Origin of the sequence: Acinetobacter sp. RIT698, from assembly GCF_009668065.1 — a bacterium.
Taxonomy (GTDB): Bacteria; Pseudomonadota; Gammaproteobacteria; order Pseudomonadales; family Moraxellaceae; genus Acinetobacter; species Acinetobacter guillouiae.
The window spans coordinates 1-23727 of record NZ_WJYH01000017.1; the positions used below are offsets into that span (position 1 = coordinate 1).

Consider the following 23727-nt stretch of genomic DNA (forward strand, 5'->3'; position numbering starts at 1 on the left):
TATTCCACAATTTTGATCAAGCACATGTTCATTACCTCCTAATCTAATAATGGTTTAAAATTCATATACCTAGTTAGATAAGTTAAATGAATGTTAATCAAACCAAATTTTAGTTTGTTTGTTAATTGATCATTCTCATTTTAATCACCCTTTTTAATTAAACTTATAGGCTTGGTCCGAAAGTACTTATCAATACGAAAACCAGCATGTGTATTTTTGATATTTTTTACTTGAAGTAATCAGAATGTGATCATCAATTATTTAAATAAATGATTTTATAATCAAATTTCTACCTATGCTTTAAAAGCACATCATCTTAAAAATTTGACTACAAGGTATAATCTTTACTTTTAAAAACTATAAATATTTCTTTTTTATTCATAAAGATAACATCTATTTTATATATAACTATTCCATTTTTTCATATTTTTATTAATTTAAAATTCTCATTAAGATCGGAGAAATTTCAAAAACACTGGAAAGAAAAATGTTGAATACAACAGGTTTTCATTTTAAAAATTTGGCTTTGTCCCTCGGTATTCTCAGTTTTACACTTTTAGTTGGTTGTGGAAATAAATCGCCACAAAACAATGAACCCAAAGCTGAAGCGTCACAAACAGCAGAACAACCACAAGAGGTCCGTTTTGCTTGGGGTGGTGGTCCCCGTGTCTGGGTCCTAGGTAAAGCCGACGGAGATTTTGAAAAAGCTTTAGGCACCAAAATTAAGTGGGTTGAATTTGCATCGGGAGCAGATGTGATTAATTACTTTGCTGCCAATGAAATTGATATCGCCCGTTTTGGTTCAAGTCCAGCTGTTGCAGGGATCACTCGCGGATTACCCATTGAAGTCATTGGCTTAGAGGGTCTAATTTCAAGTGCAGAGCGTTTGATTGTTCGACCTGAAATTAAAACTCTACAAGACTTAGTGGGTAAAAGAGTTGCTTTCCCTGCAAACTCAACTGCACAATATGCATTAGAACAAGCACTTACATTAAATAAAATTGATAAATCAAAAATCAAATTATTACCACTTAAACCTGCTGAAATTGTTTCTGCATGGACTCGTGGCGATATTGATGCTGCCTATGTTTGGGGCCCATTTACACAACAATTAGAAAAACAAAGTGGCAAAGAGATTTATCGTACAACGACACTAAATGAACAAGGCATTTTGGTTTATAACAACTTCGCTGTCCGCAAAGAGTTTGCAGAAAAACACCCCGATCTTGTGATTAAGTTTTTAAAAGCATACCAAGAACAAGTTGATGAATATAAAAAAGATCCGAAATTAGCTTCTGAAAAAATTTCTAAATACTTAAACCTTCCATACGAGCAAGTTGAAACTACATTGGCAGGTATTGATTACATTCCTTTGAAAGATCAAGCATCTGAAAAGTATCTAGGTACAACATCAAACGATGAAAACTCAGGCTTGGCAAAAGCAACTCAAGATATTGCTAAATTTTTAGTCGGTATCGGCGAGCTAAAACAGTCTGATGTTCCAAAAAGTTATGCGCCCAATATCGACAGTAAATACCTTATCGAAGCAACTAAATAAGGTTATAGAATGAGTCAGTTGAACCCGTTTAAAGCAAAAGTAATTAGTGCATTATCACTAATCACTTTTGTTGTTATTTGGCAGCTTGTGTGTACCTTTAAACTTGTGTCACCCATTTTATTGCCATCCCCCTTACAAATAGTAGATACAGTTTTAGATTTATTTCAAAACGGTTATCGAGATGCTCCATTTTATCAACACATTTTAGTAAGTACGGCACGTGCATTTTTTGCATTTTTCATTGCCATTATTATTGGTGTTCCTTTGGGGTTGTTAATGGGCCGTAGTCCTGTACTCAATGCCATTTTAGATCCATTCGTACAATTTTTACGCCCTATTCCTAAAATTGCTTTAATCCCATTAGTTGTTGTGTGGTTGGGGATTGGTGAGGCATCAAAATTTTTCCTAATCTTTATTGCTACTTTACTTAGTGTAATTGTTGGCGCAACTGCAGCAAGCCAAAACGTTCCACAGGGTTTAATTCAAGCTGCACAAACAATGGGACTAGGAAAAGCATCAATCTTATTTCGTGTCATTTTACCCTCTTCACTTCCTGAAATTTTCACCACGATTCGCTTATCGATTGGTATTGGTTGGACCTCATTAATTGCGGCTGAGATGGTTGCTGCAACGTCAGGTTTAGGATGGATGATCATTAACGCGGGCTCATACTTACGTACTGATGTTGTGATTGTCGGTATTATTTTACTTGGAACAATTGGCTTTATTTTAGATTGGCTCATTGTAAAAGCACAGCAAAAATGGGCACCTTGGACAGGAAAAGTATAATGACTCAAGCATTTATTCAGCTAAATAATCTTCAAAAAACATTCAAGCAAAACAAATCTGAAAATACGGTTCTAAAAGACATTAACTTAGAAATTTCTGAGGGTCAGTTCGTTTGTTTACTTGGTCCATCTGGCTGCGGTAAATCAACTATTTTGAACTTACTTGCAGGTTTTGAAAAACCTAGCTCTGGTAACATTTATGTAGATGGTCAACCTATTTCAGCACCAGGCATTGATCGAGCTGTTGTATTCCAACAAGCACAATTATTCCCTTGGCTTACAGTGAAAGAAAATATTTATTTTCCCCTTAAGCAATTAAAGGGAGAGCCTAAATACATTACCGAACAAACTGAATATTACTTAGAAAAAACAGGTTTAAAAAAATTTGAAAATCATCGCGTTTGGCAAATTTCAGGGGGGATGAAACAACGTGTTGCACTTGCCCGTGCTTGGGTCATGAAACCAAAAATTTTACTCATGGATGAACCCTTTGGTGCTTTGGATGCTCAAACACGTATTTTGATGCAGGAAACATTAACTAAGCTTTGGCAAGATAACAAAACGACCGTTTTATTTGTCACTCATGATATAGACGAATCTTTACTTTTAGCAGATCGCATTATCTTAATGGCAGGACATCCTGGACGTATTGCAGAAGATATTCAAGTCAATTTACCCCATACACGTACGATTGAAAATATTGCTCCACAGCCAGAATTCATTGAAGCCAAAAAACATATTTTAGAAATTATGCGCAAAGAAGTTAACCGCATGATTGATTACATACACTAAATCTACAGGACACTTTTATGTTATTAAGTCATTTACCCCGCGTTAAACTTGTTCATGCACCTACTCCTCTTGAGTTTTTACCTAACTTAACCAAAGCATTAAACGGTCCTGAAATTTATATCAAACGCGATGATGCAACAGGTCTTGCTACTGGTGGAAATAAAACCCGTAAATTAGAATTTTTAATAGGCGATGCAATTGCAAAAGGCGCAACGCATGTGATTACTCAAGGTGCAACTCAATCTAACCATGTTCGTCAAACCATTGCTGCAGCAAATAAATTTGGCTTAAAAGCATCTGTTTTACTTGAACAACGCGTCAGTGATGCTGCAGATGAATATTACAACAATGGGAACTTATTGCTGGACGAAATTTTAGGTGCCATATCAATTGAAGTTGTTCCTGGCGGCACAGACATGGCTGCTGCTTTAGAAGCGAAAGCAGAAGAATTAGAAGCACAAGGTGAACGTCCTTATATTATTCCAGGTGGAGGCTCAAACGCTATTGGTGCTTTAGGTTATGTATCTACTGCAATTGAATTAATTAACCAACTCAACCAGATCCAACTTGCACCAACTCATCTTGTACATGCAACAGGGAGTACTGGAACTCAAGCAGGTCTTTTAGCGGGTATTGTTGCAACAAATTCTAACTTACCTGTATTAGGTATCAGCGTTCGTGCTGAAAAATCTAAACAAGAAGAAAACGTCTATAAACTTACTCGCTCAACTTTAGAACATCTTGGTTTGAGTGCTGATCTTATCGCACGTGAAAAAGTTGTGGCAAATAGTGACTATGTTGGCGAAGGTTACGGTATCCCAACAGACAGCATGGTTGAAGCTGTTGAACTCCTTGCCAGAACTGAAGGTATTTTGCTTGACCCAGTTTACTCAGGTAAAGGTTTTGCAGGTTTAGTAGGCCTAATTCGCCAAGGTTATTTCACTAAAAACGACAAAGTGATCTTTCTGCATACTGGTGGTGCTGTAGGCTTATTTGGGTACCGTAAAGCATTCTCTCACAAAGACGCATACCGCTTGTAAAATGATTGATTTTTCAGAATTTCCTACGCTCGGAATCCTGGGTGGCATGGGGCCAGGTGCTGCAGTTGATTTTCAACAGCGCCTGCTCGATGCAAGCCCTGCAACTAAAGATCAGGAACATATTCCAACTATTGTTTGGAATCATGGTGGAATTCCTGACCGACAACTTGCACTTAAAAACTTAGGTGAAAGTCCTTTCAAAGCCATGTTACATGGATTAAAAATTTTAGAACGTAGTGGTGTTGCTAAAGTGGCAATTCCATGTAACACCGCACATTTTTGGCATGCTGACTTACAACAACAGACCAATATTGAAATCTTAAATATGATTGAAATTACTGTACAACAGATTTTGGATCATTATAAATATGGTGATAAAGTTGGAATTTTAGCAACCAAAGGCGCCCTTTCTACCGAGTTATATCAACGTGAATTAAGTAAATATAACATCCCTTATGTAATGAATTCTGAAGAAGAAATTGAAAAAAAATTTATGCCTGCAGTTTATGCTGTTAAACGGAATGAATCAGAAAAAGCAGGTATCATTTTTCAAGAACTCAGTCAACGGCTTATGGATGTAGGTGCAGGTTCAATTATTTTAGCCTGTACAGAAATTCCCTTGGGCTTACACGCCATTCAATCTCCAATTTTAAATGTAAGCTTCGATACTACGCAACTTTTAGCAGATGCTTGTGTAAGGTGGTTTTACTAAAAATAAATCAGTCTTCATTTTCTATTTAAGAGAATACTTTGAATTATTTTCGGCTTTTTATTGCCTTACATTATATGGCATAAGCATGGATCAAGCAGTATATAAACCCATCTATAATCAATATAGATAAATACCTAGTGTTCGTAACATCAGCATGCATTGATAAAATTTAATTAACTATTCTTGATTCTAAAAGTTAAGCTTTGTCCCCAATGCCAAAACCCAAGCATTGTTGATATCATGTGTTGCACCAGGATGAACAATATATTGCAGGCTTGGACGTAACATCAGCCATTTTGTTGGATAATAACTATAATTTAATTCAATATTATATTCGGCATCAGCATTAATTTGTTTCTTATCATCTGCAAAACGATTATTGATATGAATACGATTAAGCGCAAAACCCAAATTATCCTCAGCTCGGCTGGTTATCACCCCATAATACTTTAGACCGATCTGTTGAGACTGATCCACCTTGTTGGTGGTACGGCTATGGAATGTAAAATTTGCAAAACTGTGTAAGCCCTGCTTTCCTACACCAACTGAAGTAAGTTGCTGGTCAAAATTAAACCAAGCGCCATAGGTATGATTTTGTTGCTGCCCCGTCCGTATATCCTTTTGATTTTTAGTTTCATCTGCAGTGTTATATATTGCCCCTACGCGATAAGTTCCTGCTAATGCATTGATCAATGATTTCGGTTGCCAGATCATCTCTAACGGAATGGTGACACCATCAGCTTGATGGGTACTCAGATTCCAGCCATGCCGTTCTAAAGCATTTTGAGGGTTATATTCATAAACACCGATTTGTAAGGCGAGTTCTGGGTGAAATTGATATTTTAAACGACCACCCCATTGAGAAATTGGAGAGTTATACCAAATTCCGCTTTGCCATTTTCCCATTTGCGTAGCACAAAATGAATTATTTTGAAATTCACAAGACATCACATTGAAATCTGTACCCATTCCCAAACGCCCTAATTTAATACTGAGCCCCTGTTCTTTAAAGTTTTTCTCCAAAGAAAACTCGGTCAATCGACTTTTACTGTTGCCACGACCATAATTTGCTTGAACATTGGCAAGCTGTGGTGCGGATGGATCAGAAATACCTTCTGAAGATAAACTTTGTCCTTGTCTTGCTGTGATTGTTGCTCTTAATGTGATCCCCTCCCAATTTGCCAGCTTTTCTAAATCTAAAGTTGAACCAATTAAAAATTGACTGGCATATTTAGGATCACTCCCCGGATTGTAGCCACCATCAACTAAATAAGCGCTGTCTACAATCAAGTTTGCATCTAATTTAATGCCTTGCTTTAAAAGTTCAGTCCGCATCCCCTCCCAATCACCAAACAAATAAGGACTATTTTTGTCTAAGCTGTATTGAGCAGCATGTAACTGTATACTGAGCAATGAAACAAGAGAAATTGTAAATTTAATCAAATTTGACATAGGTTTACCTTAATTTTGCAAAGTCCATAATTTAAATAAATGACAGATGCTGGTTTTGCTATTCGACAAAACATGGTTTAATTTTTGGATTTCTCAAAAATGTGAATGATGAATGCGAGTTAAATCAATCAAGGCTTGATTTAACTAAAAGACGATTGTTCCAATAAATATTTGAGGGAATTTTTAAGCGCCTACGTGGTCACAATAATCATGACAAAACTCCATTAAGCATGATTACTCATTGACGTTTATTCATCATTGAGTCACTAGCTTGGTTGGACAAATCTTTGCTGGGCTGCGAGATAAGACAGATACAACACGGGTGCCACAAAGAAAGCGACACTCCAGAAATCTAGATACACATATAAAAAAGCACCTAAAAATGCGCCAATCACAAAACCCACCACAATGCTGAAACTGTGCTGTAACTTTTGCATATTGCTATGGTTCCGATCTCTTAAATAATTAGAAATATCTATACCTAACTGTGTTGTATTTCCCGTCATCATGGTGCTCGGACTAATATGTTTAATTAAGGTTTTACTTGAAATGTTACGAATAGCTAAGGCGATCAGCCCTAAACCACCTGTAATTGCGACAGTGACACTATTGGCATCTTTAAACGGTTCAAAATATAAACCTGCAAGCATAAACCCAATTAAAAAAATTGCTTCCCCCAAAAATAAATAACTTAAGGTGGTATGTTTTTGTACGCTACGATCAATCCAATATTTGGTGATGGCAACAGTCAGAATAAATAAGGGAATTGCCCCAAGCTTAATCCAAATCCCAGGCCCACCTTTGACCCAAGCAGCACCAGCTAAGACTAAGTTTCCTGTGACATGCGCAGTAAAAAAACCAAACAGTGCGATAAAGCCAATGGTATCAATTGCGCCACCCACAATTGTCAATAACAAAGGATCTCGACATGTTTTCCAAAACCCACTCGGCGGCGTCGTTTGTATATTTTCCATGTTCTACTCGTCATTCAATAATTAATTAGAATTAGGATCTTTCAAAACCTAAGCTTTTTTATAGTTGTCCCGATTGATGTAAATCATCAGCAATAAAACTGGGGGAAGCAAAAATAACCACAGTAGTGCAAATTTATATACGATTGCGGCAACTGCGCATCCCAGTGCAAAACTCAACATGGTTGGAAAAATTGCAACAATACTCTGTCGAATTTGCAGTCTTTTTTCCTGAGAAGGTTTGGAAAAAAGCTCGGCAATATTTAACATCAATTGTGTTGTAGCACCCGTCATCACGGTTGTTGGTGATTCTTTCGTCCAATGGATACGGTGCATCGCGTTTTGAATCGCCATAGCCGCCACCAACAACATGCCTACAGTGAAACTCATGATGGTATCGTATTTCGGAAAGGGCAAATAAAAGTAGGAACATACGGCGACAATACTAAAAAGCAAAAACATCAGTTTTAGAAAAAACGCATATGAACTATTTTGATGTCGGATAAACTTTTGATCCAACAATTTGACCGATAAAACTGTAATACAGAACATCGGTAGTGCTGCCAATTTAGCCCAAGCACCTGTTTGACTCTCGGAGACTAAAGCCGCGCCTAATGTTACAAAATTACCTGTCACGTGGGCAGAAAATAAGCCATGCAATGCGAGAAAGCTTGCAGTATCGACATAGCCTGCATTGAAGCTCAATAACTTACTTAGTCTGAATTGCATCATTTGCCCCTTTCTCCTGTTATTGCATCACCCTATCGTTAGGATAATAAGTTTTTAATCATTGGCATGAGTTGTTCGCCAATAACCATCCCCAATAAACCGCATAGGGCCACAAAAGGGGGGGCTGGAGATTTCACATTTAATAGGTAATACAACACGCCAACCAACAACCCAACGGCCAAAGAGATCAGATAGATTTTCATAAATTTCTCCCCCAATAAAATTCCACCTAGTTTCAGATGGAATTTTTTAGGTTGGTTTTAAAAAGCAAAACAAGAACAGCCTAATGCGCCCCAAAATGATTTTTTATCCTGATCATTGATAGGAACATCAAGCATCCATGCATGCGAATGTCCATGCATGCCACAGCTGCTAGAACATGCACACACTGCTGAATCTTTTTGTAAGGGTTGTAAGGAAGGCGCATTACGATTTTCAGAGTGGCGCCACTGCCCGCCAAATCGCTTGACTGGTGACCAATCAGGCGAAGCGGGTGGAATCGGTGGATCTTGTTGCTTAAATTCGGCACCCGCATAGACCACTTTACCGTCCATCACCGTCATGACTGATTCAATAAATTGAATTTCATCGCCCTCAACAGTGAGATAGTCATCTGAGAGTACAACTAGGTCTGCATGTTCCCCTGCGACTAAAGCGCCTTTATGGTTTTGCTCGCCTGAAAACCAAGCAGATCCTTTGGTCCATAGTCTTAACGCTGTTTGACGATCAAGTAAGTCTTTCTCATCATATAAAGTAAAACCACCCACAGTTTTACCTGTGGTTAACCATGCCAAACAGACCCAAGGATTGTATGATGCAACACGCGTCGCATCTGTTCCAGCGCCCACTGGGACACCCAACTCAAGCATTTTTTTTACCGGAGGCGTGTCTTTGGCTGCATCGGCACCATAACGCTGAACAAAGATTTCGCCTTGATACGCCATACGGTGTTGAATGGCAATTCCTCCACCGAGGGCACCAATCCGTTCTATGTTTTTTTCTGAAACCGTCTCTGCATGGTCAATAATAAAACGGGTTTCAAATGGCTTTTTACCATTGACACGTTCAAAAACATTGAGCAATCGACTAATGCTTTCATCATAGGTGGCGTGAATTCGAAACGGCCATTTCTTCTCAGACAAATGTTCAACAATAGCTTCTAATTCAGTTTCCATTTTTTCTGGAAGATCTGGGCGAGGTTCATAAAAATCCTCAAAATCACCAGCTGACCAAGTCAGGTTTTCACCCGCACCATTCATCATCAATAATGCATCACCATCACCAGGAAACGTCATTTCTGTCCATCGTTGATAATCTTCTAACTCTTCACCGGCTTTTTGTGCAAAGAGGTTATAAGCAATACGAACGGTCATTTGATCTTTTTCATGCAATTGATTGATCACTGCATAATCATCTGGATAGTTTTGCCCACCCCCTCCGGCATCTATCGCAGAAGTGACACCGAGCCGATTTAACTCACGCATAAAATGTCGGGTAGAATTCACTTGATCTTCGACGGGTAATTTGGGTGCCTTACCCAGTGTTGAATACAAAATTGCAGCAGAAGGCGTTGCCAATAATAAACCTGTTGGCTCGCCTTTTTCATTGCGTTCTATTCTGCCCCCGGGTGGATCAGGAGTATCTTTATTAAAACCTAAGACATCTAATGCTGCTCTGTTCAACATTGCACTTGCATATAAGTGCAGAATAAAAACAGGGGTATCAGGTGCAGCTTTATTGATTTCAGCTAAAGTTGGTAAACGCTTTTCTGCAAATTGGAATTCAGTCCACCCACCGACAACACGTACCCACTGTGGTGCTGGCGTATTTTCTGCCTGCTCTTTGAGTAAGTTTAAAGCATCTTTAACAGTCGGGACCCCTTCCCAACGTAACTCCATATTATAGTTAAGCCCGCCACGGATAATATGGAGATGGCTGTCATTTAAACCGGGAATAACGCGACGACCATTTAAATCAATCACTTTTGTCGAGTCGTTGGCCAACTTCATGATGCTATTTTCATCACCCGCGGCAAACACTTTTCCATCAGCGATCGCAATTGCATCTACTTCAGGTTGTTTCGGGTCAAGCGTGGTAATTTTGCCGTTCTTAAGAATTAACTGTACATCTGTCATGATCATCTCCATGTAGATGAATATTTATATCCATAAGGTTTATTTTGCTGACACAGGTGCAATAACTTCATGTTGCGTTGTGGTTCTTTCTGGCGCTTTATGTACCATAGTATATGCATAATCTACGCCCATACCGTATGCACCCGAATGTTCACGCACAATGTCCATCACTGCATCATAAGTTTCACGATGTGCCCAATCACGTTGCCACTCAAGTAAAACTTGTTGCCAGGTTACAGGAACCACGCCTGCTTGAATCATCCGTTGCATCGCATAATCATGTGCTTCTTTTGAAGTTCCACCTGAAGCATCGGCAACCATATAAATTTCATAATCACCTTCCAGCATTGCACCAAAAGCGAATGTAATATTGCAAACTTCAGTCCATAAACCCGATACGATAATTTTTTTACGATGATTGGCTGCCAATGCATCACGAACCTTTTGGTCATCCCATGAGTTCATAGAGGTTCTTTCGAGTAAAGGGGCTTCAGGGAACACATTTAATAATTCTGGAAAAGTGTGTCCTGAAAAACTTTCTGTTTCTACTGTTGTAATGGTGGTTGGAATATTAAAAACCTGAGCGGCTTTAGCCAATCCCACCACATTATTTTTTAAAGTTTGACGATCAATTGACTGTACGCCAAAAGCCATTTGTGGTTGTTGATCAATAAAGATGATTTGACAGTTTTGAGGTGTAAGTTGTTCTAAAAATGCTTTATTCATTTTGATTCGCAACACATTTATAAAGGAATTTATATAAAAGCAAAAATACACGTAAACCACTAGACACTATTTTAAATACAAACTGTATCCTAAAAAGATACAATGATTGATCAGCATAGGATGATGCGTTACTTTAGGGGCTGTTGACAATTCGTCTATGTTTGCGACTTCGAGTGGTTTTTAGATGATGCAAGGCACGAAATATGAAATTTAGTCATTCTAAATGAATAGTTCGTAACGAAGTAGCGGCAAAAACCACACTAGTCCCGAAGGGTTGTGGCTAAAATTATCTCAGCCTACGTTATGAAACTCGAAAATAGTCTCGCTATTCTTTTCTTTTCATGCCTTGTCTGCTCAATTTTAGCTTACAACGCAAGCTATTTATGAAATGTCAACAGCCCCTCATCATTCAAGTGAAGAGTACTTTAAAATTAAATGGATAAATTAGACTGTATCAATACTTTTATTAGTGTCGTTGAATATGGAAATTTCAGCAGTGCATCACGTCACTTAAACATTACTAGAGATCAAGTTGCGAAAAGAATTTGCCATCTGGAAACTATTTTTAATACGGTCCTGTTCATCCGCAATACCCGCAAAATGGATTTAACTCATTCAGGTGAAAAATTTTATCAACACTCTAAAGTCATTATGAGTGAGTTTGAATGGGCAACCAGTGACTTTACTCACGACCAGAAATATCCCGAGGGTAAACTCAGAATCAATGCACCTCATTCATTTAGACATGCGCATCTTACCGAGATCATTTCTAAATTTATGACACAGTACCCCAATATCAAAATAGACTTGTTACTTTCAGATAAGTTTTTAAATATCAGTGAAGATCAATATGATATTGTTCTAAGAATCAGTCAGGATATTGATCAGCGTAATGCTCACCTGTTTAGTACCTATCATCGACATTTTTATGCAACTACAGCTTATTTTGCAAAATATGGCGTACCCAATACAATTGATGAGTTAAAACAGCACAGTTTATTGTTGTATTCACAAACGGATTCAAGTACTAAAATTGTGCTGAATAAGAATAAAAAAGAAGAAACTATTTACTGTACGCCGAAATTGACATGCAATAGTGGCGATTTCCTTTTAGATTTTTGTAAACAAGATCAAGGCATTATATTTTTACCCGATTTTTTAGCAAAAAAAGATCAAGATGCTGGAAAAATTGTTCGTTGTTTAGAAGACTATCATTCAAAGCAACTTTATTTTTATGCAATTACGCCATCTCAACAAAAGATTCCAAAAAAAGTGAAGCTCTTTTTAGATCATCTCAAAAAACACTTATCTGATCGCTAAAATATAAAGCTTTAGACTAGACTTTAACCTAATAACTAAGTATTCACGGCTCATGTTGTATCTTTATAGATAGCAATTTAACAAAGTGTTGTTTATGCAATTATTCAGCATCTAAGCTTGCGAACTTGACACAGATTTGAATTTGGGACTAAACACATTGTTCTGTAATCGTGTTTGCATATATTCAGCATAAACCGATAGTTTTTCATAAATATGTTCAGAATAAAACATATCTTCGACTAGGTTTTGCGCTTGAGCTAAATCATAAAGACCTGATAAATTTAAAATTTTAGCATTCATTTCTGAAAATTTACGACATAAAGCCACATAAAAATCATCTTTATATTTAAACAAAAGCTTCTGCATGTTTAATTTATGATCATGATGATCTAATTGCAGATTTAGACCATCTTGATCATTTTCGGGATTTACCAAGAAAATTCGAACCTTAAAAAAACATTCTATTTCAAACAAATAATCTGGATTGATCGGTTGATCTGTAATTAAAAAGATACGATCAACTTCTGCCTGAGTCAGTGCTTTGAACAACTGAAAATAAACAAATTCCTGTGCATCCCATGTTTGATCTTGTAGGTCTAAAAATAGATTTAAACTTTCTAGAACGACATCATCCTTGGTCAAGTTCATGGTTTTTTCCACCTGATAATAAGGTTTTAAAATATCTTGAACTTGCGCAGTCAGAACTGTTGAGTAAAGCACTGTTTGATTTAAATTCGCCAAAATAAACGGTGAAAACAAATAAGCCAGACTTAAATGATTTGAAGTAATTGCAGATTGGATAATCGCTGTACTTTTCTTTTTTGAAAATTCACGTAAGACTTTGGCACGCAACAATGTAGCTTCTAAGTTTACAAATCTTTGATTGAGTTGCTCTATCACATTTTCAGAGCAACCATGCTCACATAAAACTTGTGTGAGCACATTCAACTGAGTCGTCACAAACATATCCCTGCCTCATTGTATACTGCATCGTGTGCGACTATTTTGGAAAGAAATCAAAAAGAAATATAGCCACAAAATTTTAGAAAAAATATATAACAGATAGAGCTGTGCTGATTGCTTCTGTTATAGTTATTTTAAATACCCACTTGCATTGACCTATGTATAAATCTGAACAACTGGCCCATAGCCTAAAACTATTGATTGAAAATGGGACGTGGAAAGCGCATGAAAAGTTACCCTCACTACGTCAACAGGTTGAACAATCAGGTTTAAGCCTGATTACGGTGATGAATGCTTATCAAGAGCTCGAAGCGCAAGGTCTGATTTATTCAAAAGAAAAGTCAGGGTATTTTGTTGTAGAACAAAGCTCAGATCACCCCACTACATTACATGTGATTAATGAAACAGTTGAAATTAACTCCGTTGTTTTTAAATATTTAAAATCAACACAGTCTGAACACATTATCCCTTTAGGCTCTGCCTTTCCCAATAGCCAATTGCTCTACTCCGCTAAACTGATACAAACGCTCGGACAACTTGCTCGACAACGGCGTAGCTATGAACAAACACCCAGCCTCCCACCCGGAAATTATCAACTGAGAAAAATTATTGCTCAAAAGTATGCTATGCAAGGCATCCCCACTGATCCATCTGATATTGTGATTACGTCTGGAGGTTTAGATGCATTAAATCTTTCATTGCAAGCACTTACACAAGCTGGGGACTATATTTTATTACAACAAACGATTTTTTATGGGGCATGGCAAGCGGCTGAACGACTTGGATTAAAAGTAATTACTATTCCAGAGCACCCTGAACATGGCATTGATTTAGACGCATTCGAACAGGCAATTTTAAAATATCCAATTAAAGTGTGTTTGATGATGTTAAATGGTCAGAATCCAATTGGCTTTACTGTGAGTGACGAAATTAAATTAAAATTGGCGAAGTTACTCAACCAATATCAGATTTATTTGATTGAAGATGATGTCTATGAAGAACTTTACTATGATCAGAAAAAACCCCTCTCTATGAAGTATTTTGATCAACAAAATTGGGTATTACATTGTTCTTCTTTTTCAAAAACATTAGGTGCAGGTTTTCGTATCGGTTGGGTCTATGCAGGTAAATTCTCTGAACATATTCAACACACTCAACTTATGAGCACCCTTTCAGTCAACTCATTTATCCAAAATGCCTTGGTTGAATACCTCTCTCATCGTCATTATGAAAAACATTTAAAAACTTTACGATCCACCTTACAACGTTATAAAAAACAATATTTTAATTATTTAAAAACCCATTTACCTGAGCAATGCCATGTCAATTATTATCCTTCCGGGTACTTTCTATGGATTGAATTGCCTGAACAAGTCGATAGTAATGATATCTATCAGCACATGTTAGAACACGGTGTTAGTGTCGCGCCGAGCAGCTTATTTAATATTAGCAATCAACAAAATCACTTTATTCGGATGAATTGTTCATTTGAAATGAATGAAAAGATTCAAAATGCATTAAACCAATTGATTTATATTATTGGTAAATCAGTGACGACATAAGCTGAATTTTTATAACAGATTCATCATTGCTTACTTATCTGTTATAGTTTTTTTCTAATTTTTTGTATCTACAGTGTGAACACTTTTCTATCCATAATGAATCTATATTAAGCAGAAAGAGATTTTGCGATGAATGATGACAAAAGCCCTAAAAAACCACAATATGCTGATAGCTCGATTTCAGACAAAGCCTTTAAACGCATGATCATCTGGTTTTTTATCTACTGTAGCCTGTTTTGTATTGGTGTTATTGTCACAATTGGTGCAGATCACGCTGCTTTAAACTAGATCTCAATTGATTTCAAAAGATACGATTGATAAAACACTCACTTAATCAAGTGAGTGTTTTTTCTGTATCTGTTGGCTTAAAAGTGTATAGGCATCTTTAAGATCTTCCCGCGCCATATCCTGTAACATGCGCTGATGCATATTTAAAATATTCACATCTCCACGCCTTGCAGGACCCGTCTGCATTGTTTCAGGATCATTTTGAGTGGCTTTTTTTGCTGTTTCCAAAATTAATGGATACAGTAAATTAAAATCGACCTGCTGGGCATCGACCACTTGTTTAGCCATGTCATAACAATAATTGGTAAAATTACAGGCAAATACCCCTGCCAGATGTAAGCTCAGCCGCTGTGCTGAATTATATGGATAAACCTGATTACTTAGACTATTTGCAAGCGTCGTTAAAGCAGACAAATCCTCTTGCAAAGCTGTTTCAATAAATAACGGAGTATTCTGCCAATCCACTTCACGTTCAAAGCTAAAAGTCTGTAAGGGATAAAAAACCCCAGATTTTACATGGTGTTCAGTCAATATATTGAGATTGGTACTGCCAGAAGTATGAACAATCAAAACATCCGAAAGTTGTGAATGAATCGTTTGGATGACTTGAGCAATGGCTTGGTCACTTACCGCAATAATTAATAAATCAATTTCAGGGTCTATACAATGCACAGCATCAATTGCCTGAGCATTCACCTGCTGGGCTAAGCGTTGTGCATTGTTTAAATCACGACTATAAATCTGAACAATATGATGTTGTTTTGACAATGCTTTTGCAAAATGTGTAGCGACACGACCTGAACCAACAATACTAATACGCATATCGACATCTAAAACTTTAAATATAGTTACAGCATGCCAATAAAAAAGGGATGAATCAATTCATCCCTCTCAGATTATTTTGATGACTACATCAATTTAAGGCATTGTTTAAATAAATAATTCGCTCAGCGGTACGTTTATTAAAACACTTGGTATATTGCATCTCTTTGTTTTGCTGAGACATCGCATCATCCCAATATTGACGTTGTTGCTGATAGGTTTCAATTTCACTGTCTGGAATATCACCAAAACTTTTCTGTGAAATGACTTTACAATCAACATCACGTTTTTCAAACCATTCTGTTTGATCTTGCTTAAATTGTTCTTTTTGTTCATCACTCAAACTATCCCAGGCCTGGTTTAAACGATCCACTTGTTTGAGCTTTTCTTCATCTAGCTCTTTTTTACGGATATCCATGGCTTTTTGTGCAAGCGTTGTTTGCTCTGCATTTTCAATTTGGTTGACCTGCTCGCGTTCATGCATATCTTTATTTTCTTTCATATAGGCTGCGTATTGCACCGCTTTTACCGTAACAAAAGTTACCCCTTGGATAACAGCATCCTGATTAAGCACATCAAGGGTTAAACCATCTTTGTCTGTTTTCACAATATTATAATTAAACTTGCCTTTCAGCTGATCATTGGCCAATACCAATTTAGATTCACCAGCTTCGATATACTCACGTATGCTGCGATACCCATCACCCTCACATCCCTCCTCACAATCTTGCCCAAATTCTGCATATGAATTTTCAGCACGCTGTTGTAAGCCTTTCGGGAATTGAACCATTAACTGACTTTCACATTCCAGTTGATTGGTTTTAGACGAATCTTCAGTAATCGTACGAACATTCTTCACTTCAAACTTTAAAGCATTGTTAATTTTCTGAAGTAGTGCTTGGTCAGCTTCATAACCAGAATTTTTAATATTATCTGCGACTTCACGCAAATACTCATCTTTCAAATATTTTTGAATTTGATTGATATTATCTTGATTGGTACAACTCCACTCTGCAAGTTCAGAATTACCTTCATCTTTTTTCTTTTTGAAGTAATCACAGCCTGACAGCATTAAGGTACTCGAAATCGCAGCAATCATAAATAATGGGTTTAATGATTTATTCATTGTTTATCCGATCATATTTTTATGTGGGTCATTTAACCAAATAATTGAAGAATTTTCGAGTAAAAAATAAAAAGCTTCTGGATATTCAGAAGCTTTTTATACAATTTATGCCTGTTTTAACACCGAACATACCGCTCAAAAAGATTATGGCGTCGTTGCACCAAGTACTTCAAACTCAATACGGCGGTTTTTAAATTGCCCTTCTTCGGTTGAATTATCTGCAATTGGATTGTCTTGACCATGTCCTTCAGCAGTTAACTGCGAGGTATGTACGCCCTTTTCAACCAAATATGCAACAACCGATTTTGCACGTTTTTCAGATAACTTTTTGTTTGAATCTGCATTTCCAACATTATCCGTATAACCTTTAACCACAAGTTTTGCATCTGGTAGTTGTTTTAACAAATTCGCTGCTTTATCCAAAATCGCTTTATTGGCTTCTGGAATACCAGAAGAACCTGTCGCAAAATTAATCACCTGTAAATTCAATGCAGCGGCAATATCATTTACATTGGCTTTATCTGCCTGAATGCTTGAAAGTGCTTGGTCTGCTTGTGAATTACTTGTATCTACATTTGCAGCACTACTGGTTGCAGCTGCATTTGCATCGGCTGTTTGCTGTGCAGAAATGTGTAGATTAGGAACAACAGCTTTTAACTCGTCTGCCAATTTTTGTGCTTGCGCTAAATCTGCTGTTTGAATGGTAAGTTGATCACCGATCCAAGCCAGTGAAATATTTGGAATGCCTTTAATTTTAGCCAACACCTGATCTACAGCATTTTGATCTGGCAAATCAGCAGCATAAGCACCACTGGCTGTAAGTTGACAATGATCGGTTTGGCCAAACACTGAGGCAATACTGGTTTTTAAACTATCCAGTAAAGATTGACTGCTCGATTGTGCCTGACAACTTGCTAATTTACCTTCAGCATCTGTAGAAATTTGCAGTTCAGCGGCTTGCAAATCAGCAACAGCTTGTGAAGCTCCACTGCTTACTGGATCTCCCCCAGCAGGCGGTTTACTACTGCATTGTTTAAATAACAATGCGGCCAATCCTGCAATCACCAACAGAGCGATAATTGGCAATAACCAATTGGATTTTTTAGGTTCATCTTGGATCGAATTTGTTGTGATTGTAGACGTATCAAGAGGTACTGGTGTTGGAGATACACTTTGTACAGGTATCGGTGCCACAGGTTCTACAGGGGGGATAACAGCCTCAGCCACGGGTGCAGCTTGCGTTGTGGCTGCGAAACCAAGACCGCCTACACTTAAGCCCAGTGTGGCAAATAATCCTGTTGCCCAAGCTGGCAAAGCATCTTGAATATTGTTCCATTGCGCTTTGATAAAATCAAAAATTTCATGCTTACCATCTGAACCTGCTTGATCTGCAAGCAATGATAAAGTCGGAGCAATGGAATGGTTTAATGTGGTTTCAATTTCTTGGGTCGGTGCATTGCCCGCAACCAGTCCTAAAAAATGCGCGACCGTTTCTGGTTGGTGACTGAAAATATCGCCTAAGCGAGAATTTAGATTTTGTTGAAGTGTATTAATAAGTTCTGGTTTTGATTTTAAAACTGAGAGGAGAATGGGATAAAAGGCACTTAAAGCACCGATTTTTTCATCTTGAAACTGAAGATCACCCTGTAAAACTTTTGTGGTCACCCGTTCTTTTAGAAGCTCAATAATATTCATAATTTTGGACACTCCGATTTCATTGTTGTATTTGTCACATTAAAAATCATTTTATTGATCATTTTTTATTCTAGTGATTAAATTCTAATAGTTATAATAGCTTTTTGTAGCACAGCGTGTTCAATATCTATTTGAAAAGCCAGCTTATGCTGGCTTTTTGTTTCAATTTTTGCGCTTATGTAAATTTTACAGCTTAGGCAGTAAACGTTTGTAGCACTTTACCGACCATTTTTTGATTGATTAATGGCGTATTTTTTCCATGAGATAAAATACTGTCATTGCTAACAATCCATTCTAGATCTGGATCAACCAATGCCCAACCCGATTCTTTGACCCAACGATCCGTCATATTGGCCACTTTTGCAGGAGCAAGCGTAACTTTTTCAACCCATTCTAAAGGTTCAAACAAACCTTCACGAACCAATTGCACCCCAAAAGAGACATAGGTATCAAATGCGCTAATACCGGGTAAAGTCTCGGCAAAAGGCGCTAATTTCGCAGAACCACTCAAAGGTTCATGATGGGTACAAATCGCATCAATCACTCCATCTTTGACACCTTGGCGCAGTAATTCTTTGTCTTTTTCAGCACGCAATGGTGGGCGCACATGTGCCAAAGAATTAAAACCATCAATCAAGTGTTCTGTTAAATGCAATTGATGCATTGCAACATCTGCCGTCACAGGCAAACCTTTGTTTTTTGCAATTTTAATCAACTCTACAGATGCACCACTTGAAAGCAAACCAAAGTGCGCTTTGACGCTTGTCGCTTCAATCATCAATAGGTATTTCGCAATAGCAATTGTTTCAGCCAGTGCTGGAATCATCGGTAAACCTTGGCGTGAGGCAATAAATCCCTCATGCACACAACCATCTTTAGCGATCTGGTGTTCTTCTGGATAAAACACCACGGTCATGTCTAAACCAGCCGCATATTCCAAGGTACGCAGAACTACATCATCGTCTTTAAAAGTAGCATAGGCGTTTGAAACGGCAGTACAACCACCCTTTTTTAAACCTGCCATATTTGCGGGTTGTTTACCATTTAAACCTTGGGTTTGCGCACCAATCACTTGTAAATGAATACCACCATCTAACATGGCTTTTTCTACAAGTCCATGAATCAAAGCACCATTGTCTTGCACGATCGGCTTTGAATCAGGTGGGGTAAATACATGCAAAATACCATTTTCACGTGCCGCTTTACCTTCTGACTTCAAGGTACCATGCTGTTGCTGACCTGGTTCACGTAATCGTGCACACAAATCCACCATGGTCGGTATCAACCATTTTCCTTGTCCGTCAATTGTATCTACGACATTGGCAGATGATTCGACTATTTTTCCATGTTCAACATAAACCGTTTGTACAGTGTCAATTTTTTTGATTGGGTCTAAGACACGTACATTTTCAATTTTTACACTACTCATGACTTTATCCTTAACCTTAAACTGCAATTGCTTCTAACAAACCTTTCTCTTGCAACTGACCTTGCATTGCCAAAGCCAAAACAGCCATTCGCACTGCAATACCATTGGTCACTTGATGCAAAATTACCGACTGCGCACCATCAGCAATACTAGAATCAATCTCTACACCGCGGTTCATCGGTCCCGGATGCATAACAATACAATCAGGTTTAGCCATGGCAAGCCGATCTTTATTTAAACCATACATTTTGTAAAATTCAGCTTGTGACGACAAAGCTGGTGAATCAATACGTTCATTTTGAATACGTAAAGTAATGATCACATCACAGTCTTTAATGCCTTCATCCATTTTATTGAACAAGCGGACGCCTTCACCATATTCATCAAAACCACACGGAAGCAAAGTATTTGGTGCAATTACACGGATATCTTTACAACCTAAAGTCTGTAACGCTGCGATATCTGAACGTGCCACACGCGAATGCTTAATATCACCAATAATCGCCAGACTAATGTCTTCAAAATTCTTTTTCGTTTCACGGCGAATGGTTAACATATCTAACATTGCTTGAGTTGGATGAGCATGACGCCCATCTCCAGCATTGATGATTGCAACGTGCGGACAAACTGTTTCAGCAATAAAATGCGCTGCGCCTGATGAAGAATGGCGTACAACAAAAATATCTGCTGCCATCGCTTCGAGGTTCCATAGCGTATCGCGCAATGTTTCCCCTTTTGAAGTACTTGATCGTGCAATATCAATATTCAATACATTTGCAGATAAGCGTTTTGCAGCCGCTTCAAAAGTAGTTCGTGTACGTGTCGAATTTTCAAAGAATAAGTTCATCACTGTACGACCTTCTAAAAGTGGTGTCGTTATCAGTTGATTTTGATCATTTATAAAGGAATGGGCTGTATCTAGAATTTTGGTGAGGGTTGCTTTAGAAAGACCTTCGATGGTCAGGAAATGCTTTAAGTTTCCGTCATTATTGAGTTGAATCTGACTCGGTGTATGCAATGCCGCCAAGTGCATGAGAGATTCCTTAGAGGTTAAGTTAACGTATTATACAGATTTTCTTTTTCTTTGGCAGTTGAAGTTTTGGACAAATAGTCATAAAAGTCAGCGATCAAATTTTAAATTTGATCTGCTTTAAGTCTGCCAGTTTGAGCGTTAAGTTCATCAATTTTTCTCGAAGTTGCTGAATCATATTGAGGTAGTCAATATCTGATTGATCTTTTAACAGCTCAATATAAGCATCTATTCTCAGCAAGGCTTGATTACGCCATTTAAGTAATTCTGCTATGGGATGGTACTTTTGTGAATCAAAATCATGCAATAGATATTCCGATATTTGTATATTGGTTAATGTCACATCGTATTCTTTTACACGTTTTAAGCACTTTAAGGTATCTTCTAAACGAAAGCGGATCTCGTGTTCACAAAGAAATTTTAAATGTGGAAAATCCTTTTGAGCAGCAAAATATTGTGCCAATGGCAGAGTAAAATCCTCATAAGGATACCAACGCCCATGTGCACAGGAGATTAATTCTTTATATTTTTTCTGTTCAACCCACAGTTTAAACACAACAGCCTTTGCTTGATGATAATGACTTAATCGCAGCTCAGTTTGTTGTGCCGACTCATCAACCGTACCAACGTAAATCATTTGGTTGTTTTTTAAATATTTGCTAATTTCTGCATTGAATTTCGTATAACTCAAGTGATTGTCTCACAACTTATCCTCAGCTTAAAAATACTATAAATGAGTTTTAATTTTAATCACACTATATCAATTAAGCTCTAGCGCTGTAGCTAGAGCTTATTGCCCCCACTTATCTCAATGCACCAATATAGTGATGTGAAACTTGTGCTCGATAAATTTCTTCTTCTGTTGCACCAGAAACATATGCGTCCTCGCTTTGTTCAACTTGCGTTGTCGTTACTGTATTCACAGAGGAAGCTGGTTGTTCCTGTTCTAATAAATGCTGTAAGCGCAAGGCATGACGATTTAATTCTGGATCTTGAGTCGCCAATGACATATCAATCACATACTGTGCATAGCTTTTATTATCCACTAAATACATCACATCAATCACACGCCCTGTCACACGTCTTAATCGCGTTAAGATTAATGCCCCGATGGAAAACGCATCTGCATGTGCAATAAATCTGCTGTTGTTAAGATCTTGCATAGAAATCCCCGTATTTATTAATTCATTAAAATTCAATTAAATTTCTGAGCCAATACGATGGATAATCAAGCAAATTATGTACCAAAATCACACTATAAAATGAATTAATAATGTATACACATTATTCTCTATTTAAACGCTTACCGACTAGAACCCACCCCACACATTGAGGACCTTCAAATAGATCTAGAAATTGCCCCGTATGCACTTTGCGCTCATCATGAACTATATTCAACCTGTCAAAAAACTCAGAAACGAGAATATAATTTCTCTTAATCAATATTTTAAATTAAATCAATTACATGAGAAAAATAAATTGTTTAATTCTAAAAATCTTGCAATGCCACACCTTACATTCAAAGTTTAAATAGCTTTGCGTAGGCGATGCCTCACTTTTCAGAGATGAAAAGTGACAAAAATCTTTCGTCGTGCGAGGGGTACGTCCTTTACCCCCGCCCAACGGCGACATCCCTGTCGCCCCACTATAGGATCACCATCTATGATTCAAAAATACAAAAATGAATGGATAACCAAGAGTTTCTAAAAGTTCATACAAAAACATAAGCTTCATTTATGATCAATGACTTGATGCAAATCAGTAATACTTCAAATATTTCAGAGCCTTGCTCAATATTTCGATTTTTTTGCTTTTTAGTCATTTGACCTAGCCTATCAACTAAAACATCATGATTATCAGCGACACTATTCTATTCAATACATCAGTGCAATTGTAAAAATAAATCCATGTTTAAGCCTTACATTGAATGTAAGAAAGTTAAATCAAATTTTAATGATAAAAATAGCGCCATCACATTTCCAATGAAATCAAAATCAATAACAGTCCCATCACGATATTAAAAAGACGTGCTCGATTTCCTGTATTTAAAAAGCTTGCTAACTTTTCACCAGCAATCCCCCACAGTAATAAAGATAGATAACAGACGACAAAATAAATCACTACAAAAACCAATAAAACAGCATGGATATGCCCCGTTGAAAATAGCCCTGTACCCGCCACTGCGGCAATCCATGCTTTAGGATTTAGCCATTGCATTAATGCACCTTGTATAAAGGTTGGTATTTTTGCTTCATCATGGGGTTGACTTGAGATAACGGTCCCTTTTGCACGTAGAATATTGAGTCCAATCCACAACAATAAAACTGTTCCCAAAATCGTGATCACATCAAGAAGTACAGGATAGATCACAATCATTTGATACAAACCAAAACATACTGATGCCAATAACAGGGTAAAACCAATGGTCGCCCCTGAAATAAATGCAAAAGTTGCTTTTACACCATAATTCATACTGCTGGTTAAAATGGTCAAATTCACAGGTCCTGGTGAAATCGACATAGACAGCGAAAAAATAAACATTGAAACAATAAGACTGAGCATTTTTTAAATTCGATATTTGATCTTATC

General features: G+C 37.4%; 23 protein-coding genes. 8 read left to right on the forward strand and 15 right to left on the reverse strand.

The genetic code is table 11. The annotated features are described in order from the left end of the window. Window positions 1-487: 487 nt before the first annotated feature. Genes GJV03_RS09475 through GJV03_RS09495 form a run of 5 tightly spaced genes read left to right on the forward strand, consistent with a single transcriptional unit; the run spans window position 488 to window position 4890 of the window. Window positions 488-1558: an ABC transporter substrate-binding protein gene (locus GJV03_RS09475; RefSeq protein WP_154129954.1), complete on the forward strand. Its 1071-nt coding sequence runs from the start codon at window positions 488-490 to the stop codon at window positions 1556-1558. 9 nt (window positions 1559-1567) lie between these two features. Further along, entirely contained in the window at window positions 1568-2347 is a 780-nt protein-coding gene (locus GJV03_RS09480) for an ABC transporter permease (RefSeq protein WP_056510591.1), read from the forward strand. Then, window positions 2347-3138 (forward strand): ABC transporter ATP-binding protein, encoded by a 792-nt coding sequence (locus GJV03_RS09485; protein WP_105712833.1) that lies wholly within the window; start codon window positions 2347-2349, stop codon window positions 3136-3138. The genes GJV03_RS09480 and GJV03_RS09485 overlap by 1 nt, the downstream gene beginning before the upstream one ends. 17 nt (window positions 3139-3155) lie before the next feature. Continuing rightward, window positions 3156-4178 (forward strand): D-cysteine desulfhydrase, encoded by a 1023-nt coding sequence (locus tag GJV03_RS09490; RefSeq protein WP_154129955.1) that lies wholly within the window; start codon window positions 3156-3158, stop codon window positions 4176-4178. A gap of 1 nt (window position 4179) precedes the next feature. After that, complete coding sequence (locus GJV03_RS09495; RefSeq protein WP_056510580.1) at window positions 4180-4890, forward strand: amino acid racemase; 711 nt, start codon at window positions 4180-4182, stop codon at window positions 4888-4890. A gap of 189 nt (window positions 4891-5079) precedes the next feature. On the opposite strand, the gene GJV03_RS09500 is transcribed toward GJV03_RS09495, so the two are convergent. From GJV03_RS09500 to GJV03_RS09525, 6 genes are all read right to left on the reverse strand, one after another. After that, window positions 5080-6342, reverse strand: coding sequence for a carbohydrate porin (locus tag GJV03_RS09500; protein WP_004721069.1), 1263 nt, complete (start codon window positions 6340-6342; stop codon window positions 5080-5082). A gap of 266 nt (window positions 6343-6608) precedes the next feature. After that, a complete protein-coding gene (locus GJV03_RS09505) occupies window positions 6609-7316 on the reverse strand; it encodes a YoaK family protein (protein WP_154129956.1) in 708 nt (235 codons plus the stop codon). 48 nt (window positions 7317-7364) lie between these two features. After that, complete coding sequence (locus tag GJV03_RS09510; protein ID WP_227515068.1) at window positions 7365-8042, reverse strand: YoaK family protein; 678 nt, start codon at window positions 8040-8042, stop codon at window positions 7365-7367. A gap of 38 nt (window positions 8043-8080) precedes the next feature. Beyond that, window positions 8081-8245 (reverse strand): DUF1427 family protein, encoded by a 165-nt coding sequence (locus GJV03_RS09515; protein WP_004721074.1) that lies wholly within the window; start codon window positions 8243-8245, stop codon window positions 8081-8083. Window positions 8246-8302: 57 nt separating this feature from the next. Next, a complete protein-coding gene (locus GJV03_RS09520; RefSeq protein WP_154129957.1) occupies window positions 8303-10177 on the reverse strand; it encodes an amidohydrolase in 1875 nt (624 codons plus the stop codon). 39 nt (window positions 10178-10216) lie between these two features. After that, entirely contained in the window at window positions 10217-10903 is a 687-nt protein-coding gene (locus tag GJV03_RS09525; RefSeq protein WP_004821006.1) for a hydrolase, read from the reverse strand. 435 nt (window positions 10904-11338) lie between these two features. Between GJV03_RS09525 and GJV03_RS09530 the strand changes: the two genes are divergently transcribed. Then, a complete protein-coding gene (locus tag GJV03_RS09530) occupies window positions 11339-12223 on the forward strand; it encodes a LysR family transcriptional regulator (RefSeq protein WP_004721080.1) in 885 nt (294 codons plus the stop codon). A 111-nt stretch (window positions 12224-12334) separates the two neighbouring features. Here the strand turns inward: GJV03_RS09530 and GJV03_RS09535 are convergent, their stop codons facing one another. After that, entirely contained in the window at window positions 12335-13189 is an 855-nt protein-coding gene (locus tag GJV03_RS09535) for a hypothetical protein (protein ID WP_154129958.1), read from the reverse strand. 155 nt (window positions 13190-13344) lie between these two features. On the opposite strand from GJV03_RS09535, the gene GJV03_RS09540 reads away from it, so the two are divergent. After that, entirely contained in the window at window positions 13345-14748 is a 1404-nt protein-coding gene (locus tag GJV03_RS09540) for a PLP-dependent aminotransferase family protein (protein WP_154129959.1), read from the forward strand. A 129-nt stretch (window positions 14749-14877) separates the two neighbouring features. Further along, window positions 14878-15036: a hypothetical protein gene (locus GJV03_RS21460; RefSeq protein WP_004721086.1), complete on the forward strand. Its 159-nt coding sequence runs from the start codon at window positions 14878-14880 to the stop codon at window positions 15034-15036. A gap of 42 nt (window positions 15037-15078) precedes the next feature. Here GJV03_RS21460 and GJV03_RS09545 read toward each other — a convergent pair whose 3' ends face one another. The 8 genes from GJV03_RS09545 to GJV03_RS09580 all read right to left on the reverse strand — a co-directional run bounded on the left by GJV03_RS09545 (window position 15079) and on the right by GJV03_RS09580 (window position 23700). Then, window positions 15079-15858: a Rossmann-like and DUF2520 domain-containing protein gene (locus GJV03_RS09545; RefSeq protein ID WP_154129960.1), complete on the reverse strand. Its 780-nt coding sequence runs from the start codon at window positions 15856-15858 to the stop codon at window positions 15079-15081. 91 nt (window positions 15859-15949) lie between these two features. After that, window positions 15950-16984, reverse strand: coding sequence for a lysozyme inhibitor LprI family protein (locus GJV03_RS09550; protein WP_154129961.1), 1035 nt, complete (start codon window positions 16982-16984; stop codon window positions 15950-15952). A 144-nt stretch (window positions 16985-17128) separates the two neighbouring features. After that, window positions 17129-18679, reverse strand: a complete 1551-nt coding sequence (locus GJV03_RS09555; protein ID WP_154129962.1) for an OmpA family protein — start codon at window positions 18677-18679, stop codon at window positions 17129-17131. Between the two features lie 193 nt (window positions 18680-18872). Next, on the reverse strand, window positions 18873-20108 hold the full coding sequence (locus GJV03_RS09560) for a dihydroorotase (protein ID WP_056510562.1): 1236 nt from the start codon (window positions 20106-20108) through the stop codon (window positions 18873-18875). Between the two features lie 16 nt (window positions 20109-20124). After that, window positions 20125-21141 carry an aspartate carbamoyltransferase catalytic subunit gene (locus GJV03_RS09565; RefSeq protein WP_004721095.1) on the reverse strand — a complete coding sequence of 339 codons (1017 nt, stop codon included), beginning with the start codon at window positions 21139-21141 and terminating at the stop codon, window positions 20125-20127. Between the two features lie 94 nt (window positions 21142-21235). Continuing rightward, window positions 21236-21829: a hypothetical protein gene (locus GJV03_RS09570; RefSeq protein ID WP_154129963.1), complete on the reverse strand. Its 594-nt coding sequence runs from the start codon at window positions 21827-21829 to the stop codon at window positions 21236-21238. Window positions 21830-21941: 112 nt separating this feature from the next. Continuing rightward, window positions 21942-22301, reverse strand: coding sequence for a hypothetical protein (locus GJV03_RS21465; RefSeq protein WP_034612908.1), 360 nt, complete (start codon window positions 22299-22301; stop codon window positions 21942-21944). 808 nt (window positions 22302-23109) lie between these two features. Continuing rightward, complete coding sequence (locus GJV03_RS09580) at window positions 23110-23700, reverse strand: LysE family translocator (RefSeq protein ID WP_154129964.1); 591 nt, start codon at window positions 23698-23700, stop codon at window positions 23110-23112. Window positions 23701-23727: the final 27 nt, after the last annotated feature.

Bases quoted from the DNA above. Each gene is read 5' to 3' on its own strand.
- GJV03_RS09480 (WP_056510591.1), top strand. From the start codon at position 1,568: ATGAGTCAGTTGAACCCGTTTAAAGCAAAAGTAATTAGTGCATTATCA.
- GJV03_RS09525 (WP_004821006.1), bottom strand. From the start codon at position 10,903: ATGAATAAAGCATTTTTAGAACAACTTACACCTCAAAACTGTCAAATC.
- GJV03_RS09565 (WP_004721095.1), bottom strand. From the start codon at position 21,141: ATGCACTTGGCGGCATTGCATACACCGAGTCAGATTCAACTCAATAAT.
- GJV03_RS09490 (WP_154129955.1), top strand. From the start codon at position 3,156: ATGTTATTAAGTCATTTACCCCGCGTTAAACTTGTTCATGCACCTACT.
- GJV03_RS09530 (WP_004721080.1), top strand. From the start codon at position 11,339: ATGGATAAATTAGACTGTATCAATACTTTTATTAGTGTCGTTGAATAT.
- GJV03_RS09535 (WP_154129958.1), bottom strand. From the start codon at position 13,189: ATGTTTGTGACGACTCAGTTGAATGTGCTCACACAAGTTTTATGTGAG.
- GJV03_RS09555 (WP_154129962.1), bottom strand. From the start codon at position 18,679: ATGAATATTATTGAGCTTCTAAAAGAACGGGTGACCACAAAAGTTTTA.
- GJV03_RS09485 (WP_105712833.1), top strand. From the start codon at position 2,347: ATGACTCAAGCATTTATTCAGCTAAATAATCTTCAAAAAACATTCAAG.
- GJV03_RS09560 (WP_056510562.1), bottom strand. From the start codon at position 20,108: ATGAGTAGTGTAAAAATTGAAAATGTACGTGTCTTAGACCCAATCAAA.
- GJV03_RS09510 (WP_227515068.1), bottom strand. From the start codon at position 8,042: ATGCAATTCAGACTAAGTAAGTTATTGAGCTTCAATGCAGGCTATGTC.
- GJV03_RS09540 (WP_154129959.1), top strand. From the start codon at position 13,345: ATGTATAAATCTGAACAACTGGCCCATAGCCTAAAACTATTGATTGAA.
- GJV03_RS09495 (WP_056510580.1), top strand. From the start codon at position 4,180: ATGATTGATTTTTCAGAATTTCCTACGCTCGGAATCCTGGGTGGCATG.
- GJV03_RS21460 (WP_004721086.1), top strand. From the start codon at position 14,878: ATGAATGATGACAAAAGCCCTAAAAAACCACAATATGCTGATAGCTCG.
- GJV03_RS09505 (WP_154129956.1), bottom strand. From the start codon at position 7,316: ATGGAAAATATACAAACGACGCCGCCGAGTGGGTTTTGGAAAACATGT.
- GJV03_RS21465 (WP_034612908.1), bottom strand. From the start codon at position 22,301: ATGCAAGATCTTAACAACAGCAGATTTATTGCACATGCAGATGCGTTT.
- GJV03_RS09550 (WP_154129961.1), bottom strand. From the start codon at position 16,984: ATGAATAAATCATTAAACCCATTATTTATGATTGCTGCGATTTCGAGT.
- GJV03_RS09545 (WP_154129960.1), bottom strand. From the start codon at position 15,858: ATGCGTATTAGTATTGTTGGTTCAGGTCGTGTCGCTACACATTTTGCA.
- GJV03_RS09475 (WP_154129954.1), top strand. From the start codon at position 488: ATGTTGAATACAACAGGTTTTCATTTTAAAAATTTGGCTTTGTCCCTC.
- GJV03_RS09515 (WP_004721074.1), bottom strand. From the start codon at position 8,245: ATGAAAATCTATCTGATCTCTTTGGCCGTTGGGTTGTTGGTTGGCGTG.
- GJV03_RS09520 (WP_154129957.1), bottom strand. From the start codon at position 10,177: ATGACAGATGTACAGTTAATTCTTAAGAACGGCAAAATTACCACGCTT.
- GJV03_RS09580 (WP_154129964.1), bottom strand. From the start codon at position 23,700: ATGCTCAGTCTTATTGTTTCAATGTTTATTTTTTCGCTGTCTATGTCG.
- GJV03_RS09500 (WP_004721069.1), bottom strand. From the start codon at position 6,342: ATGTCAAATTTGATTAAATTTACAATTTCTCTTGTTTCATTGCTCAGT.